General features: G+C 47.5%; 18 protein-coding genes. 12 read left to right on the top strand and 6 right to left on the bottom strand.

Annotated elements, in window-relative coordinates; translation table 11 throughout:
- Positions 1-78 precede the first annotated feature (78 nt).
- Together sigJ and H5715_RS09675 are read right to left on the bottom strand one after the other, a co-directional pair.
- Positions 79-966, bottom strand: a complete 888-nt coding sequence (gene sigJ / locus H5715_RS09680) for an RNA polymerase sigma factor SigJ (protein WP_075185630.1) — start codon at positions 964-966, stop codon at positions 79-81.
- 1 nt (position 967) lies between these two features.
- Positions 968-1399 carry a carboxymuconolactone decarboxylase family protein gene (locus H5715_RS09675; protein WP_075185629.1) on the bottom strand — a complete coding sequence of 144 codons (432 nt, stop codon included), beginning with the start codon at positions 1397-1399 and terminating at the stop codon, positions 968-970.
- A 335-nt stretch (positions 1400-1734) separates the two neighbouring features.
- Between H5715_RS09675 and nifV the strand changes: the two genes are divergently transcribed.
- The 10 genes from nifV to H5715_RS09625 all read left to right on the top strand — a co-directional run bounded on the left by nifV (position 1735) and on the right by H5715_RS09625 (position 9120).
- On the top strand, positions 1735-2883 hold the full coding sequence (nifV, locus tag H5715_RS09670; protein WP_075185628.1) for a homocitrate synthase: 1149 nt from the start codon (positions 1735-1737) through the stop codon (positions 2881-2883).
- Positions 2883-3215 carry a nitrogenase-stabilizing/protective protein NifW gene (nifW, locus tag H5715_RS09665; protein ID WP_075185627.1) on the top strand — a complete coding sequence of 111 codons (333 nt, stop codon included), beginning with the start codon at positions 2883-2885 and terminating at the stop codon, positions 3213-3215. The genes nifV and nifW overlap by 1 nt, the downstream gene beginning before the upstream one ends.
- Positions 3216-3218: 3 nt before the next feature.
- Entirely contained in the window at positions 3219-3671 is a 453-nt protein-coding gene (locus H5715_RS09660) for a nitrogen fixation protein NifZ (RefSeq protein WP_075185626.1), read from the top strand.
- A gap of 13 nt (positions 3672-3684) precedes the next feature.
- Entirely contained in the window at positions 3685-4557 is an 873-nt protein-coding gene (gene nifM, locus H5715_RS09655) for a nitrogen fixation protein NifM (RefSeq protein WP_246434492.1), read from the top strand.
- Between the two features lie 251 nt (positions 4558-4808).
- A complete protein-coding gene (locus H5715_RS09650; protein ID WP_075185624.1) occupies positions 4809-5351 on the top strand; it encodes a flavodoxin in 543 nt (180 codons plus the stop codon).
- 271 nt (positions 5352-5622) lie between these two features.
- Positions 5623-6219, top strand: coding sequence for a DedA family protein (locus tag H5715_RS09645; protein WP_075185623.1), 597 nt, complete (start codon positions 5623-5625; stop codon positions 6217-6219).
- Positions 6219-7361 (top strand): ATP-grasp domain-containing protein, encoded by a 1143-nt coding sequence (locus H5715_RS09640; protein ID WP_075185622.1) that lies wholly within the window; start codon positions 6219-6221, stop codon positions 7359-7361. Before H5715_RS09645 ends, H5715_RS09640 begins: the two co-directional genes overlap by 1 nt.
- Positions 7358-7825 carry a DoxX family protein gene (locus H5715_RS09635; protein WP_075185621.1) on the top strand — a complete coding sequence of 156 codons (468 nt, stop codon included), beginning with the start codon at positions 7358-7360 and terminating at the stop codon, positions 7823-7825. The genes H5715_RS09640 and H5715_RS09635 overlap by 4 nt, the downstream gene beginning before the upstream one ends.
- A complete protein-coding gene (locus tag H5715_RS09630; RefSeq protein ID WP_075185620.1) occupies positions 7826-8386 on the top strand; it encodes a hypothetical protein in 561 nt (186 codons plus the stop codon).
- Positions 8387-8397: 11 nt separating this feature from the next.
- Complete coding sequence (locus H5715_RS09625; protein ID WP_075185619.1) at positions 8398-9120, top strand: NRDE family protein; 723 nt, start codon at positions 8398-8400, stop codon at positions 9118-9120.
- Here H5715_RS09625 and H5715_RS09620 read toward each other — a convergent pair.
- Positions 9104-9955 (bottom strand): 6-pyruvoyl trahydropterin synthase family protein, encoded by an 852-nt coding sequence (locus tag H5715_RS09620; protein ID WP_075185618.1) that lies wholly within the window; start codon positions 9953-9955, stop codon positions 9104-9106. The genes H5715_RS09625 and H5715_RS09620 overlap by 17 nt on opposite strands.
- 70 nt (positions 9956-10025) lie before the next feature.
- Here H5715_RS09620 and H5715_RS09615 point away from each other — a divergent pair, with 70 nt between their 5' ends.
- Positions 10026-10340 carry a YqfO family protein gene (locus H5715_RS09615; protein WP_075185617.1) on the top strand — a complete coding sequence of 105 codons (315 nt, stop codon included), beginning with the start codon at positions 10026-10028 and terminating at the stop codon, positions 10338-10340.
- On the opposite strand, the gene H5715_RS09610 is transcribed toward H5715_RS09615, so the two are convergent.
- Entirely contained in the window at positions 10337-10672 is a 336-nt protein-coding gene (locus H5715_RS09610; RefSeq protein ID WP_075185616.1) for a DUF3135 domain-containing protein, read from the bottom strand. The genes H5715_RS09615 and H5715_RS09610 overlap by 4 nt on opposite strands.
- 416 nt (positions 10673-11088) lie before the next feature.
- On the opposite strand from H5715_RS09610, the gene H5715_RS09605 reads away from it, so the two are divergent.
- Positions 11089-11646, top strand: a complete 558-nt coding sequence (locus H5715_RS09605) for an NUDIX hydrolase (RefSeq protein ID WP_075185615.1) — start codon at positions 11089-11091, stop codon at positions 11644-11646.
- Between the two features lie 91 nt (positions 11647-11737).
- Here the strand turns inward: H5715_RS09605 and H5715_RS09600 are convergent, their stop codons facing one another.
- Positions 11738-13012: an HlyC/CorC family transporter gene (locus tag H5715_RS09600; RefSeq protein WP_075185614.1), complete on the bottom strand. Its 1275-nt coding sequence runs from the start codon at positions 13010-13012 to the stop codon at positions 11738-11740.
- A 74-nt stretch (positions 13013-13086) separates the two neighbouring features.
- Positions 13087-13878 carry a cytochrome C assembly family protein gene (locus tag H5715_RS09595; RefSeq protein WP_075185613.1) on the bottom strand — a complete coding sequence of 264 codons (792 nt, stop codon included), beginning with the start codon at positions 13876-13878 and terminating at the stop codon, positions 13087-13089.
- Positions 13879-13958: the final 80 nt, after the last annotated feature.

Raw genomic sequence — 13958 nt, 5'->3', positions numbered from 1 at the left:
TTTATATTTTTGTCAGCCTAGGTCTTTGCTCTTGAGTGAATGAAAGATTTTTTATCGTTCAACCGAACTTTTTACTTTCTATCGGATTGCAACCACGCTGAGTTTTGCGAGCTTATCTGGATTGCGCACGATGTAGATGTTACTTGCTTTGTCAGTTTCGTCGAAGGCGAAGGAAACCGTGACAACTGTTGAGCCTTCGCAATTGAGAAGAATACCTCGAGAGCCATTAATATCGGTGAAGACCCATTGGTAATCGATCCAATAATGGTGAAGCTGTTCTAATAGGAACGCGATGACTTCGGTCTTACCCTGTAAAGCATTGAGAATTGCAGGGGCTTTGCCACCACCATCAGCGCAGAGCCTTATATCGTCTGATAGAAGTGATGCAAATTGCGTTGCTGACCTGCTGGTGATAGTGGTTTGGAACGCAAACAGTAGTTGATCCTGTCGCTCCGCCGTTGTCGTATATCGAACCTTGGTCTGTTCAATATTGGCCTTTGCTCTAGAGACCAGCTTGCGGCAGGCGGTCTCTTGCATATTGAGAGTTTCGGCGATATCTGAGTAGGATACGTCAAAAATATCGTAAAGTAGATATGCGGCCCGTTCCTTGGGCGTCAGTCGTTCAAGCATCAGCAGGAAAGCCGTCGCAAGAGAGGAGGCGAGCGCTAGCTGGGTTTCCGCATCGTTCTCCATCACTGTTTGGATCGGTTCCGGTAGCCACGAGCCAACATAGTTGACGCGGTTTTTTTGGACTGAACGAAGCAGGTCAAGACTTCGGCGTGTGTAAATCGTTGTCAGCCAGGCGATTGGATTTTCGATCATTTCGCGATCAGTCTTCGCCCACGTTAAAAATGTGTCTTGGACGGCATCTTCTGCATCGGCCAGCGAACCCAAAATACGGTAGGCGATACTGAGTAGTTTGGCGCGTTCGTTTTCGAAAATTCTAACGTTATCATTGTCGAGCATATCAGCACCTTGAGATATTAATGCGGTTCCAAAGGTTGATCATCGCTATTGTGGATGTGAGCGCGCCGATCTCCTTTTCTGAGAAATGATCTCTTAACTGTGCTCGAAGCAGACCTAGGTTGAGCTGAGGATCTAGTACCGTTAGCGCCTCCGTCCAGGCTAGTGCTGCACATTCATGCGCGGAAAAAATGTTGACCTGATTCCAAATGACCACCCGTTCTAGGCGTTCGTTCGTTTCGTTGTCACGCAGGGCTTCCTTTGTATGCATTTTGATGCAGAAACTACAGCGATTGATTTGTGACGCTCGCAATGGCACTAGATGATGAATGCTTCGGTCAAGTCCATGAATATCCACAACTTGGTGAACACTGGCCATAGCCGCGAGGATGTCTGGTATTTCCTGTTCATAATTTACACCATTCATATTGCTCATAATCTTCCATCTTTGTTAGGGCGTGTACCCTAAAGACGATTAACGCTTCTGGTTTGTGACGCCATGCGCGCTTGTTCTTCGCGTTAAGGAGGTTGCTCGTCTGACTTTCTGTCCGATTACCGGTGGTATACCGCTTTGGGGCTTAGGTTTGCTATTCGAAATGGATTGGTTGTGTAGCATACCCGACAACATGGCATTCAATGTCATATGTATATCGAGTAATGATTGTTTAGACGTTTTTAAGGCATTGAAAACAAAAGAAAAAATAGAGTTTTGAAAAGGGAACGCAATTTGCTTTTACCTCTGTAACTTGCTGTTATGCGTTGGAGCCCGAGATGAAATCCGTAGTCATAGACGATACAACCTTGCGTGATGGAGAGCAGAGCGCAGGCGTTGCCTTTACTGTGGAGGAAAAGTTGGCCATTGCGCAACTATTGGCAGATATAGGAGTGCCCGAGCTGGAGGTGGGTATTCCGGCAATGGGGGAGGAAGAGCGTGATGTTATGCGGGCTATTGCGTCGCTGGGCTTACCCTCGCGCTTGCTGGCGTGGTGCCGTTTGAATGAATTCGATTTGTTGGCCGCCGGCGATACGGGAGTGGGTATGGTTGATTTATCAGTTCCTGTTTCTGATCAGCAGCTTAAGAAAAAGTTGAATCGCAATAGAGCCTGGGCCTTACGTGAAGTTAGGCGTCTTGTGCCTATGGCCCGAGATATGGGTTTTGATGTGTGTATCGGTTGTGAAGATGCTTCGCGGGCAGATATAGCTTTTATTCTCCGGCTCGCGGAGGCCGCCCAAGAGGCCGGAGCAAAGAGAATTCGTTTTGCAGACACTCTGGGTGTAATGGAGCCATTCAGTGTTTATAAGCAGATTAAACATATTGTAGAGCGTACAGATCTGGACGTTGAAATGCATGCGCATGACGATTACGGATTATCGACAGCCAATACGCTCGCAGCGATTAAAGCTGGGGCGAGCCATATCAATACCACGGTAAACGGCTTGGGTGAGCGGGCTGGCAATGCACCGTTTGAGGAGTGTGTGCTGGCACTAAAAGATCTTCACGGTGTGAATACCGGTATTACCACAACGAAAATCCCTGAATTATCCCGTTTCGTCGAGAAGGCTTCCGGTCGAGCACTTAGCTGGCAAAAAAGTGTTGTAGGTAAAGGTGTCTTTACTCACGAAGCTGGTATTCATGTGGATGGTCTATTAAAAGACAGGAAAAATTATGAGGGTTTGAATCCAGAAGAACTCGGGCGAGAACATCATTTGGTTTTGGGTAAACATTCCGGTTCACGCATTATTTATGCGTCCTATCTTGAATTGGGTATTAGGCTGAATGATAGTGAATCTACCAACCTTCTCACCAAGGTTCGACAGTTTTCCACGCAGTTCAAACGTAGCCCCACACGAAACGAGCTCTTCTTCTTTTACGAGGAATTACATAGTCACTTAACACTTTACTCTGGAGGGCTTCAATAATGACGGCCAATACCCTGGAAATTGAATTAGAAGATCTGAGTTCAGCGGAAGAATTTTTAGATTATTTTCAAATCGCTTTCGATCCAAGCGTTGTGCAAGTAAATCGATTACATATTATGCAGCGTTATCATGATTACTTGGAGACGAATAAAACGCAAATTTCTGATTCTAATTCTCAAACGGATTTAACCAGGCTCTATCGCGATTTACTTGAGCGCTCTTATCAGGATTTTGTGGAGTCTGATGCTCTAACCGAAAAAGTGTTTAAGGTTTTTCGGATGCACGAGCCGCAAACAACCTTCGTTTCCGTCGATCAGTTATTGGAGCCCTAAGTTATGTTGCCTGCCTATGAGTACGGTAGTGAAGTTCGGTTAATTCGAAATGTACGCAATGATGGAACGTATCCGGGTATGGGGCGTGGCGAGCTACTGGTTAAGCGTGGTTCTGTAGGCTGTGTGTACGATGTAGGGACTTTTTTACAGGATCAAATTATCTATCGTGTCCATTTTTTGGATGAGGAAAAGACTGTGGGTTGCAGGGAAGAGGAATTACTTCCTGTCTCGGCCCCGTGGATTCCAAATCGTTATGAATTCAATGAAAAAGTGCTCAGTCGCATTGCACTATCCGTGGCGGGCGAAGTCGTAGTTGCGGCGGATACATTGGGAACGGTTATGAAGGTTTTGCGCGATGTGCCGGGAGGTATACAGTACCATGTGACTTTCGGTAGTGAGCGATTGTTCCAGATTCCGGAAGCAGCACTAGCGAGTCATGATAGCGATGAAGAGTGAAACGGTTATGGGAATGTCTCAGAATCTTGCTTACCAACTTCACAAGGTAGCTGTGGAAAAATACGCTTGTTCAGCCTCTGCGTTAGATAGCGTCCAGTATCAGGAGGCTGTACGTGTTGCCAAACGTAAAATTCATATTGAACAGGCTGTTTTGAGAAGTATTGAAGCCGCGACGGTGGCCGTTCCAGCAACACAAGTCGATAAAGTATTGGAGGATATTTACGCTCGTTACAGTGATTCCGAATGCGTAAGTGAGGATCTTCAGTCGCTTGGTATCGATGATGAGTATCTGTATCAAGCGATTTCACGGGAGGCTCTTGTCGATACGGTTATGGATCTTGTCGGAAGTTCCGAACGCCCTGTTAGCGATACCGATGTTGGCCTCTATTACTACATGAATATCGACAAATTCAAACACCCGGAAATTCGTACAGCGCGGCATATCCTGATTACGATTAATGAGGATTCCCCGGAAAATCGACGAGAAAATGCCCTTCGTCGAACGGAACAGATTTTCAGGCGTTTGTGTAAAAATCCAGACCGATTCGAGGAGCAGGCACTCAAGCATTCCGAGTGTCCAACGTCATTACAGGGTGGTTTGCTGGGTAAGGTGAAGCCGGGCGTTTTGTATCCCGAAATTGAAAAGACACTATTTGCAATGAAAACAGGTGAGTTAAGTCCTGTTGTCGAATCACCTCTGGGTTTTCATTTGCTGCGCTGTGATGATGTTAAGGAGGAGGGCGTCGTTCTTTTGGATGATGTGTTGCCAAAACTACGTGAACACCTGCACACCCAAAATCGTAAAAAGGCCCAGCGGGTGTGGTTAGACCGCTTGTTAAATGGCACTGCTGCGCCGGGCGCGAGTGGAGGCATTGCTAATGCTTAATGTTGTCGGTGGACTTTCCTCTATTCAGTAGAATTCGAACTCAATTTTCATTTGTTTTAAATCCTACAAGGCTTCGTTTGATGATTTTTTAAATGTCAGAATTCCTACAGCGATGGATTTTTATAGGTTTTTACTGGTGTTTTATGTTTATTTTTCAGTGGCTTAGGCGTGCTCTAAAAAGTAGTGGGTTGGCGCATTTCCTGCTGAGTAGTCACTACAGACTAATTGATCACAACATGCAGGAGTAGCTCATGGCTAAAATTGGCATTTTTTTCGGTTCTAATACGGGTAATACGCGAAAGGTTGCACGGCTGATTAAAAAGCGTTTCGATGATGAATTAATGGATAAACCATTAAACGTGAATCGTGTAGGCGTAGATGACTTTGCCTCTTATAAATACCTTATTCTGGGAACACCTACTCTGGGTGAAGGCGAGCTACCGGGCTTGTCTGCTGATTGTGAAAAAGAAAGCTGGGAAGAGTTTCTACCCGCCATTGAGGAAGCCGATCTTAGTGGCGCCACGGTTGCTATTTATGGTTTGGGTGATCAGGAGGGATACCCGGATGCTTTCGTAGATGCCATGATGGAAATCTACGATGGCGTTAAGGCGTGTGGTGCTAAGGTGGTGGGAGAATGGCCTACGGAAGGTTATGAGTTTAATCATTCGGAATCGGTCGTCGATGGTAAGTTTGTTGGTTTGGTGCTAGATCAGGATAACCAGAGCAACTTGTCTGAAGAGCGGCTCAATACCTGGCTGGCGCAGATAGCCCCGGAGTTTGGTTTGCCAATATAGTCTTTTAAGGCCTTTTCAGGGGGGGGGGGCAGGCTATCGGCTTGTCCTTCCTTTCTTATCGGGGGCCTAGACAGTTATTCACATCATCCCGTTATAAAAGATTCCAATCAAAAGTCGATTACTGCCACGACTATCACAAAGGTTTAAAAAACTCCCGCTACAATCTCGCTTTTGGCCCCTAGACGTCTCCAGCAATATCAATTACTACTGGAACCTAGTACTATTTTTTCAGTCTATAAGCAGGCCTCCACTCGCCTAAATGAGTTAAATTTTGGAAGATTTGTTCGCCCTTACTACGCAACTGTTTGGTTCCCACTGGGGGCTTCTCGCATTGATGATTATCGGCTTTTCATGGCTATGGGAGGATGGCGCGGTTTTCCTGGCGGCCATATTGGCGTTGGATGGCGAGATGTCGCTGCCGGTTGCAGTACTGGCCAGTTTTATAGGAATCGCCTCGGGTGATATGGCGCTTTATCTACTGGGCCGAGTCGGTCGACGCTGGCGCTGGTTGCGCAAGTGGTTGTTGCGGTCGCGTAAGGGGCGAATGTTACGGCAGCGCTTTCACCGTCGAACCATCTCCAATATTTTCCTGCTTCGTTTTGTACCGGGCTTGCGTACTCTGGGTTTTACCCTTTGCGGGCTTTGGCATATTCCTTTCGGGCGCTTCACTGTGGCGATGGTTTTCGCCGGCGTGATTTGGATCTTACTTATTTTTGGACTTATCAATGTTGCTGGAATGAGTGAGGTGATTCGTGATTCGCAGTGGAAATGGGCTCTTATGGGGCTTGCTCTATGCTTACTTCTGGTTAACAACGTGTGGGCTTCTAGAATGATGATGTCAAAAAGTACTGTAGAGCAGAACCAATAATGGCTGCTCGTGGTTCCGAACCGGATCGGAGGGAGTATTCGGATAAGCTTATCGATAAGGGTGTTAATACGGGATTACCCCCCTTGAGCTTCAACGGTAAAACCACTTCTTTTTTTGAATTTTGGCCCGTGTGGCTGATGTACATTCCCGTGGTGTGTTACTGGCTGTGCCTTTCGTTACGTTTTAGAAGCTTTGGATTGCCCATGGTTGTTAATCCGAATATTGAACTTGGCGGTATGGTGGGGGAATCGAAGCATGCCATTTTTCGGCAAGGTGGAAACAAATTGCGCAAATTTGTTTTGCCTTTTATTGTCGTTCAGCCAAAACCCGAGCTTCAGGATCAGCAGGCAAAAAAGCTGCTTTACAAGGCGGGGCAAAAAGGTATTGCGCTTCCCTGTGTTGCCAAACCAGACATGGGGTGTCGGGGTCGTGGGGTTGAGTTAATCGCGAGCGAGCAACAGCTTGGTGACTATATTGCCAGGTTCGATAAAAATCGTACTTTTTTATTACAGCAATTAGCGCCTTATGCTGCCGAAGCTGGGGTTTTTTATGTCCGATACCCAAATGAAGAGAGCGGAAAAGTTGTATCGCTAGCGCTAAAATATCGTCCAACCGTTGTCGGCGATGGCGAATTTACCGTTAACGAATTAATAGAACAGCATCCTCGCGCGCATAAACTCGCTAAGCTACATTGCGATAAGAACCGGGAAATTTTAAATACGATTCCGGCAAAGGGTGAAGAGGTTGCATTAGAGTTTGTTGCCAGCCATTGTCGGGGTAGCATTTTTCGCAACGGGAATGAATTTATTTCGGCAGAGCTACAACAGGTGATTGATGAATTAATGAAGGATTTACCTAATTTCCACTACGGCAGGTTGGATATTAAATTTCGCGATCTAAACGCTTTGCAAAAGGGGAGGGATTTTCACATCGTGGAAATTAATGGTGCCAGCAGTGAGCAGGCGCATATCTGGGATAGTCGAACCGGTTTTTGGGCTGCAATGTCAACGCTCTTTGGGCAGTATAAAATGCTCTTCACTATGGGGAACCAAATGCGCTCGCAGGGTTTCAAGGTTCCTTCCGCTGCGACTCTGATTAAAGTGTGGTTACGGGAATTGGGAGTCAAGGGCGATTACTTATGATATTCGTGGCGAAGCATTATCGATTAATGCTCTCTGTGTGGATTGCCTTTGTTTTTGTGCAATCACTGTTTTTTAAATTTACAGGATCATACGAAACACAACATATTTTTGGTGTGCTGGGGCAGTGGTTGAGCCTGCCATGGTTTGCCGATATCGGTGCTTATCTAGTGGGTGCTGCAGAGCTAATGGCAACCATTTTGCTTTTTACGCGTTGGAGACCTTGGGGCGCTTTACTTGCCTTTGAGATTATGAGCGGTGCCATTGTTTTTCATGTGTTTACGCCGCTGGGAATGGTTATGCCAGCATTTGACAGTAGCGGACAGATTATTGGAAGTGACGGTGGGATGTTGTTTTTTATGGCGTGTTCCCTTTGGGTTAGTTCCTTGCTATTGGTTGTTGCCGATTGGCTTTCGCCAAATAGTATTATTCGTTTAGTCGGGCAAAAAAAGAATAAGGATCGATAAATGACTGTGACGGCATCATCCGTTATCAAAGGAAATAGTGAGGCGCTGGAGCAGTGTTTGTCCATACTGGTTCGTCTTTCTTCCACGCAGTACCGCTATGTTCTGCCTCCCATGGTTGTTAGCCCTATTGGGGCTCATGTTCGCCATATTCTAGATATTTATTTTGCACTGAAACTAGCTTTCGATAGGGGTGTGAATAACCAGCAACTGCTTCTGGTCGACTATGATCATCGTCGTCGTGGCGTTACATGTGAAGCAGATAGTCTTTTAGCGAGCAATGAATTGATGGTGTTGGGCGATTGGTTGTTGTCGTTGGACGTCGATACGCTTGGTGTAGCTGTGAATGTTAAAACCGAAGTTTCGCTACAGGATACTGAAAGCGTTGTATTGAAATCTACCTTATTAAGAGAGCTTGTTTTTGCTTCCAGCCATGCGGTTCATCATCTGGCGATTATTTCGATGATAGCGCGATCTCAGAATATCGTTATCGACTCTGCTTTGGGCATTGCTCCGGCTACGGCCACGTTTTTACGGGAAAAAGACAGCGTGGTAGAGGAATAGGTATAAGCCAAATGTGTACAGTTAGTTGGCTATTCGAAGAGCAGCGGTATCACGTGTTTTTTAACCGAGATGAGCAACGCACACGACCGAAAGCCTGGGCCCCGCGTCGTTTTAATGCCGACCTCTGTTCCACCATAATGCCTGTTGATCCTCTGGGTGGCGGCTCCTGGTTGTCCACTAATACGGCGGGTATTACGCTTGCGCTGCTGAATTTCTATCAGGGGCACTTACCGAAAGGAAAGCTAACGTCCCGTGGGCAGGTTGTTCAGCGGCTTTCTTCTCTGGTTTCGGTAAGTGCGATCGAAAATACACTCCATAGTTTAACGCTGGAAGGGTTCGCTCCTTTCTCCTTATTGGTGTTTACACCGGATGGCGCTAGAGGAACAGAGGTACCGATGTGGCGTTGGGACGGCATGGTACTGGTTAAGCAAATGCAGGGCAGCCCGCTGATATCATCGGCAAGATGTTATGACAAGGTAGTGGCTGCGCGTATGGCGATTTACCGGGAAGCAATCGTCTCCAGAGAAAATAAGGTAACGGTAGAAAGTTTCTACCGGCTGCACCGGTTGCACGGCGACAAACCCTCGGCGACGAGTATTTGTATGCATCGGGAAGATGCCCGTACGGTCAGCTTTTCTCACATTGAGGTTTCGCCTGCGCATGCACACTTCCATTATTTGGATGGTGCGCCTTGCAGCAGAGCGGGTATGGAAACGCTTACGCTTGAGCGATAGCGCCTTTACCAATCCCTTCGTAGGCTTTTACGACAATGGTTTCCGAGGGATAGCGTTGCTTTAACTGCGTGGCTATGTGCTGTGCGATAAGTTCAACTGTGGAATCCGTATCGATTAAATAGCAGTGCTTTTTGGGCAAGGAAAGGGAAAATTCGCCCTGCTGAGAGCAATAGGCAAAAGCTACGTTGTCTGGGTCAAAAGCGGATTCGGAGGTACTACACAGGTCTTCTCGAGTGCCAATATAAATATCCTTCCACTGCTGTGCCCATTCCTCCATATCGCCTGTACTCAAATTGCCGTTACGCCAAATTTCGATTTTGGAGCGGTGTCCATGAGCAATGCGCTGGCAGTTGCCTTTGTGTTTTTTCAAACCGTGGCTGTAGTGATAGTAGGGGCCGTCAATGGTTTCGCAGGTGAATTTCAGCGTTAAGGATTGAACTGTGTCGGGGAATTCCGCTTTCAATTTCTGAATACACCATTGGGCGACAGATTGTGCTGTAATGCTTTCGGCATCGATTAAAGTAATCGCTTGTTTAGGTGAGGCGCACTTCAAAATATCGCCACTGTGCAAATGCCAGTTAATGCCGTAGCTACCGTTGTGCTCCTGTAACTGCAGGATGGCACTTTGTTGTGGTACCAGTAAGCAGTGGTCGAGCGTTGTATCTAACCATTCACGCAGTTTTTTCTTTACAATTCCAAAGTCGCACACCATACCCTGTTCGTCCAGGGTGCCGTCCAGTTCAACGCTGGCCAGCCAGGTTTCACCGACGAGTCCGCGTTGGGCATCGAGAAAACTGAAATCAATATTAGTGAGGTTGTCGACAAATAAACGCATAATAAAAGTTGCTTCGGGGTGGATAGACGGCAGCTATGTTACACCTTCAGAGAGAGGTAAGGAAAAAAGAATGGTTCTTTATCAGCTGGTTTTTTATGTCCCTAAAACTTATGTGGAATCGGTGAAGTCGGCGGTGTTTTCTGCCGGGGCAGGTAAATCGGGCGACTACGATCACTGTTCCTGGCAGGTGCTGGGGCAGGGGCAATTCAGGCCCCTGTTGGGAAGCTCGCCCTTTCTTGGTAACGAAGGTAATGTTGAAACCGTTGAGGAGTATCGGGTGGAAATGGTGATGGCAGCTGCCGTTCGTGACGTGGTGATTGCAGCGTTAAAACAGGCCCACCCTTATGAAGAACCTGCTTACTCGGTATGGCCGCTGGAAACTTAAGCTGGAAACGGAAGAATCTTACCTGTCTCGTCTTCCTCTAAAAAATTAGGTTGATCTGGTTTTAGCGCGCTATTTTTACCGTTGAGATAGTAGCTCAGCTGATTAACCGATTCGTGCATCATCCGAGAAATGGCAATACACGCTCCCATCGAGGATTTGTGCAGTTTCCTCTGGCAATCAATTTGAAACTGTAATCCGCGCAGGCGGCGTTGCATATCTTTTGGGGTTGCGGTGATCAGCGCTTCGATTTGCCGTAACCGGAAGGTCTCTAGCTCCTCCGGGCTATCTTTAGCCATACGCAACAGTTGATTAATGTCTGGCCAGTTTTTCATGAGCTTCTGCCTCTTACGTCATAGCGGGTAGCCGCAGTGCGTGCAGGGCTATCCATAAGTACAATCTGGCAGTGATTTACGGATTCCGGCTAATGGAATAAATCCGTTCAAGCTACCTTACAGCGGGTGAATGTACTTCACAGGATGTCTTTGGTAAGACCCGCTGGTTTATACTGTGTAAAAAACATGCTATCAAACTTCGATATGATATGTGTATAGGTAAAGCTATACGAAATAGCTATAAATAGAAGTCGTGCGCCTTGGCGGCCATATCAACATGAGTTTGTTTTTCGAGAGCTTTTGACGGCAGAGGGAATGAAGCGCTCTTTGGTGCTTGAGCGCCGATTTTTTGTGCTCTGGTCGTCGCGTAAATTGTGGCAATGGTGTTAGGATAAGCAGGGAAATAGGAACACCCTATGAATGATGCTCTTTTAAGCCAGGCAGCGGTGTTATTGGCGGTTTCAGATATGCCCGAGGGTGAAGAAGAGATTCTGCTTACCTTGCGAGCGGCTCATCTATCAAGCCATAGCGGCGAAGTGGCGTTTCCTGGTGGCAAGTGGGAACCGGGAGATCCGGATCTCTGCTTCACGGCCCTGCGCGAAGCTAGCGAAGAGGTGGGTTTGTCTCCCGATTCTGTCAAAGTGCTGGCTGAGTTGACTCCCAGTTATACGCGCGCCGGTACCCGCGTCACACCCTATATTGGCCGTATTCCCGCCTGTAGCGACCTCACGCCAAATTTCGACGAATTGTCCGACCTGTTCTGGTTGCCACTTTCAGTTTTAAAGTCCGATCTGCGGGTGAGAACGGACATCTATCGCTGGCAGGGAGAGGAGTACTGGGCGCCAGTTTATGAGTATGATGGGTTCACCATATGGGGTTTCACTGCGCGTGTATTGGTCGAATTTATGGCGACATTCTATGGTGTGGCTCTTGAGCGTGAGCACAGCGCACCGGAAGTGGTTTTTAATCGCTAGCAGATCGTTGAAAAACTATCTGCCCGGGTGTTAAAAATGGGTTGATGGCCTCGCCTACGTTTTTCAGTAAGCTGCTAGTCTATGAGTGGGGTTACGAGCCCATTTCCAGTACTTTCGCTTTCTCGATCCGGGTATCGCAAAACTCTACGATTTCAAATCGGTAGTTTCCAATTTGGAAGCTAACGCAGGCGTCGGGAATATTTTCCAGGTACTCCACAATAATACCGTTGATGGTTTTGGGGCCGTCGGTGGGCAGCTGCCAGCCAATGTTGCGGTTTACATCGCGAACAAATTCGGAGGCATCGATAAGGTACCAGTCGTTTTCGCACTCAACGATACCTTCGTAATCGTCTTCCGCAGCATCGGTACTGAAATCCCCTACAATCTCTTCCAGTAAATCGACCAGCGTGGCTATACCTTGTACATCTCCATACTCGTCAACCACTACCGCTACACGATGCTTTTGCTTTTGGAAGTTCATCAGCTGCGTGGGAAGTGGATTGGATTCTGGGATAAAGTAAGGTTCGCTCATATGCTCGCGAATTGCTTCGTGAGTGATGGTGGAATCATCACCGGTAAGAAAACGCGGGGCGTTGCGCAGGTGGAGAATGCCGGTCACATTGTTGATGTTGCCTTCGTAGACGGGTAGGCGTGTGTATTCGGTCTTGCGAATGGTGGCGAGAATTTTGGTAATATCGTCTTCCATGTCGATACCTTCCACTTCATTGCGCGGCACCATAATGTCTTCAACCGTGGCGTTTTCCAGGTCGAGTACATTCAGCAGCATGCCCTGGTGCTGATCGGGAATTAGTTCTCCAGCTTCATCTACTACTGTGCGCAGCTCATCCATGCGTAAGTGGTCTGCGCTACGAGCCTGGGATGGATCCATGCCGAATATGCGGGCAATGGCATTCGAAATTGAATTAATGAGCCATACAACAGGGTAGAGGATTACCAGCAAGGGGCGCAGGATCAAACTGGCTGGAAAGGCGATTCTTTCCGGGTAAACGGCAGCAACTGATTTTGGTGTAACCTCTGCGAAAATAAGGATTACCAATGTGAGTGCGATGGGTAGTACAAACACCGTTGCCCACTCGCCAAACAGGTGCGTGGTGACGGCACCGGCAATTAGGGTTGCGACAATATTAACGAGATTGTTGCCAATAAGGATCACGCCAATCAACCGGTCGGGTCTTTCCAGCAGGTGAGCGGCGCGCATCGCCCCCTTGTGTTTTTTCTTCACGAGGTGGCGCAGTCGGTAACGGTTTAGCGAGAGCATACCCGTTTCGGAGCTGGAGAAAAAAGCAGAAAAAGCTATAAGGGCGACCAGAATACCTATCAGCAGGTCGGTAGGGATGGTGTCCAATGAAATGATTGCCTGTTCGTATACGAAGCGCCTATCTTGAACGACTTTATCTGAGCGTTCAAGGGGGCTGGCGCCTATACACGCCCAAGAATAATTTCCAGAACCAATTTACTGCCGAAATAAGCGAGCATAAGTGCTGCAAATCCACCCAGGGTCCAGCGGATGGCGGCCGCGCCGCGCCAGCCAAGCGTGTGACGGCCCCACAATAACAGCGCATAAATTAGCCAGGATATCATCGAGAACACTGCCTTGTGTGAAAGGTGCTGCTCGGCAAAGCTCTCGGTAAACAAAAAGCCGGTGATAATCGATAGCGTAAGTAATATCTCACCGGCCCATACCAGCTCAAATAGCAATGTTTCCATGGTTTGAAGTGGCGGTAACAGCCCCATAACACCGCGCAGGTGCTTATGTTTGAGCTGATAGTTCTGGTACGAGAGTAGTAGAGCCTGAAGGCTGGCAATGGTCAGTAAACTGTAGGCCAGGATCGAGAGTAAAATATGGGAGATCGCCTTCAAACTGAGTTGACTGCTGGTTTTCATCACCGACTGCTCAAGCCCGGAAACCAATATTGCTGCGACGGACAGCGGCAGTAAAAATAAAAACAAGTTATGCAGAGGTTTGCGAATACTGCTAATCAGTACCACGAGGTTAATAACAGCAAAAAACAAAGAGGGTACTTTGAAGAATCCAAACTGATAGGCGGTTTCAGTCCTGATGGAGACAAACGCGGCGAGGAAGTGCGCTAACGTACCCAGAGCAATGAACGCGAGCAAGCGTTTCTCTTTTAGATCTTCCCTTCGCAGGGTTGAATGCAGTAAAAATGCCCAGGCGGCCAGATAAAAGAGGATGGTTGTAACGCTGAACATTAGAAAGTCGTTTCCGTAGCCCCGAAACCTTATAGGGTAGTGCTTAAGTGCCTTGAAAGGCAAGGGGCGCTGTATTGCTC

It is taken from the genome of Teredinibacter haidensis, from assembly GCF_014211975.1.
In the GTDB taxonomy this organism is placed as follows: Bacteria; Pseudomonadota; Gammaproteobacteria; order Pseudomonadales; family Cellvibrionaceae; genus Teredinibacter; species Teredinibacter haidensis.
The sequence above is the reverse complement of the archived record's forward strand: the minus strand, read 5'-3'. Positions and strand labels throughout refer to the sequence as shown.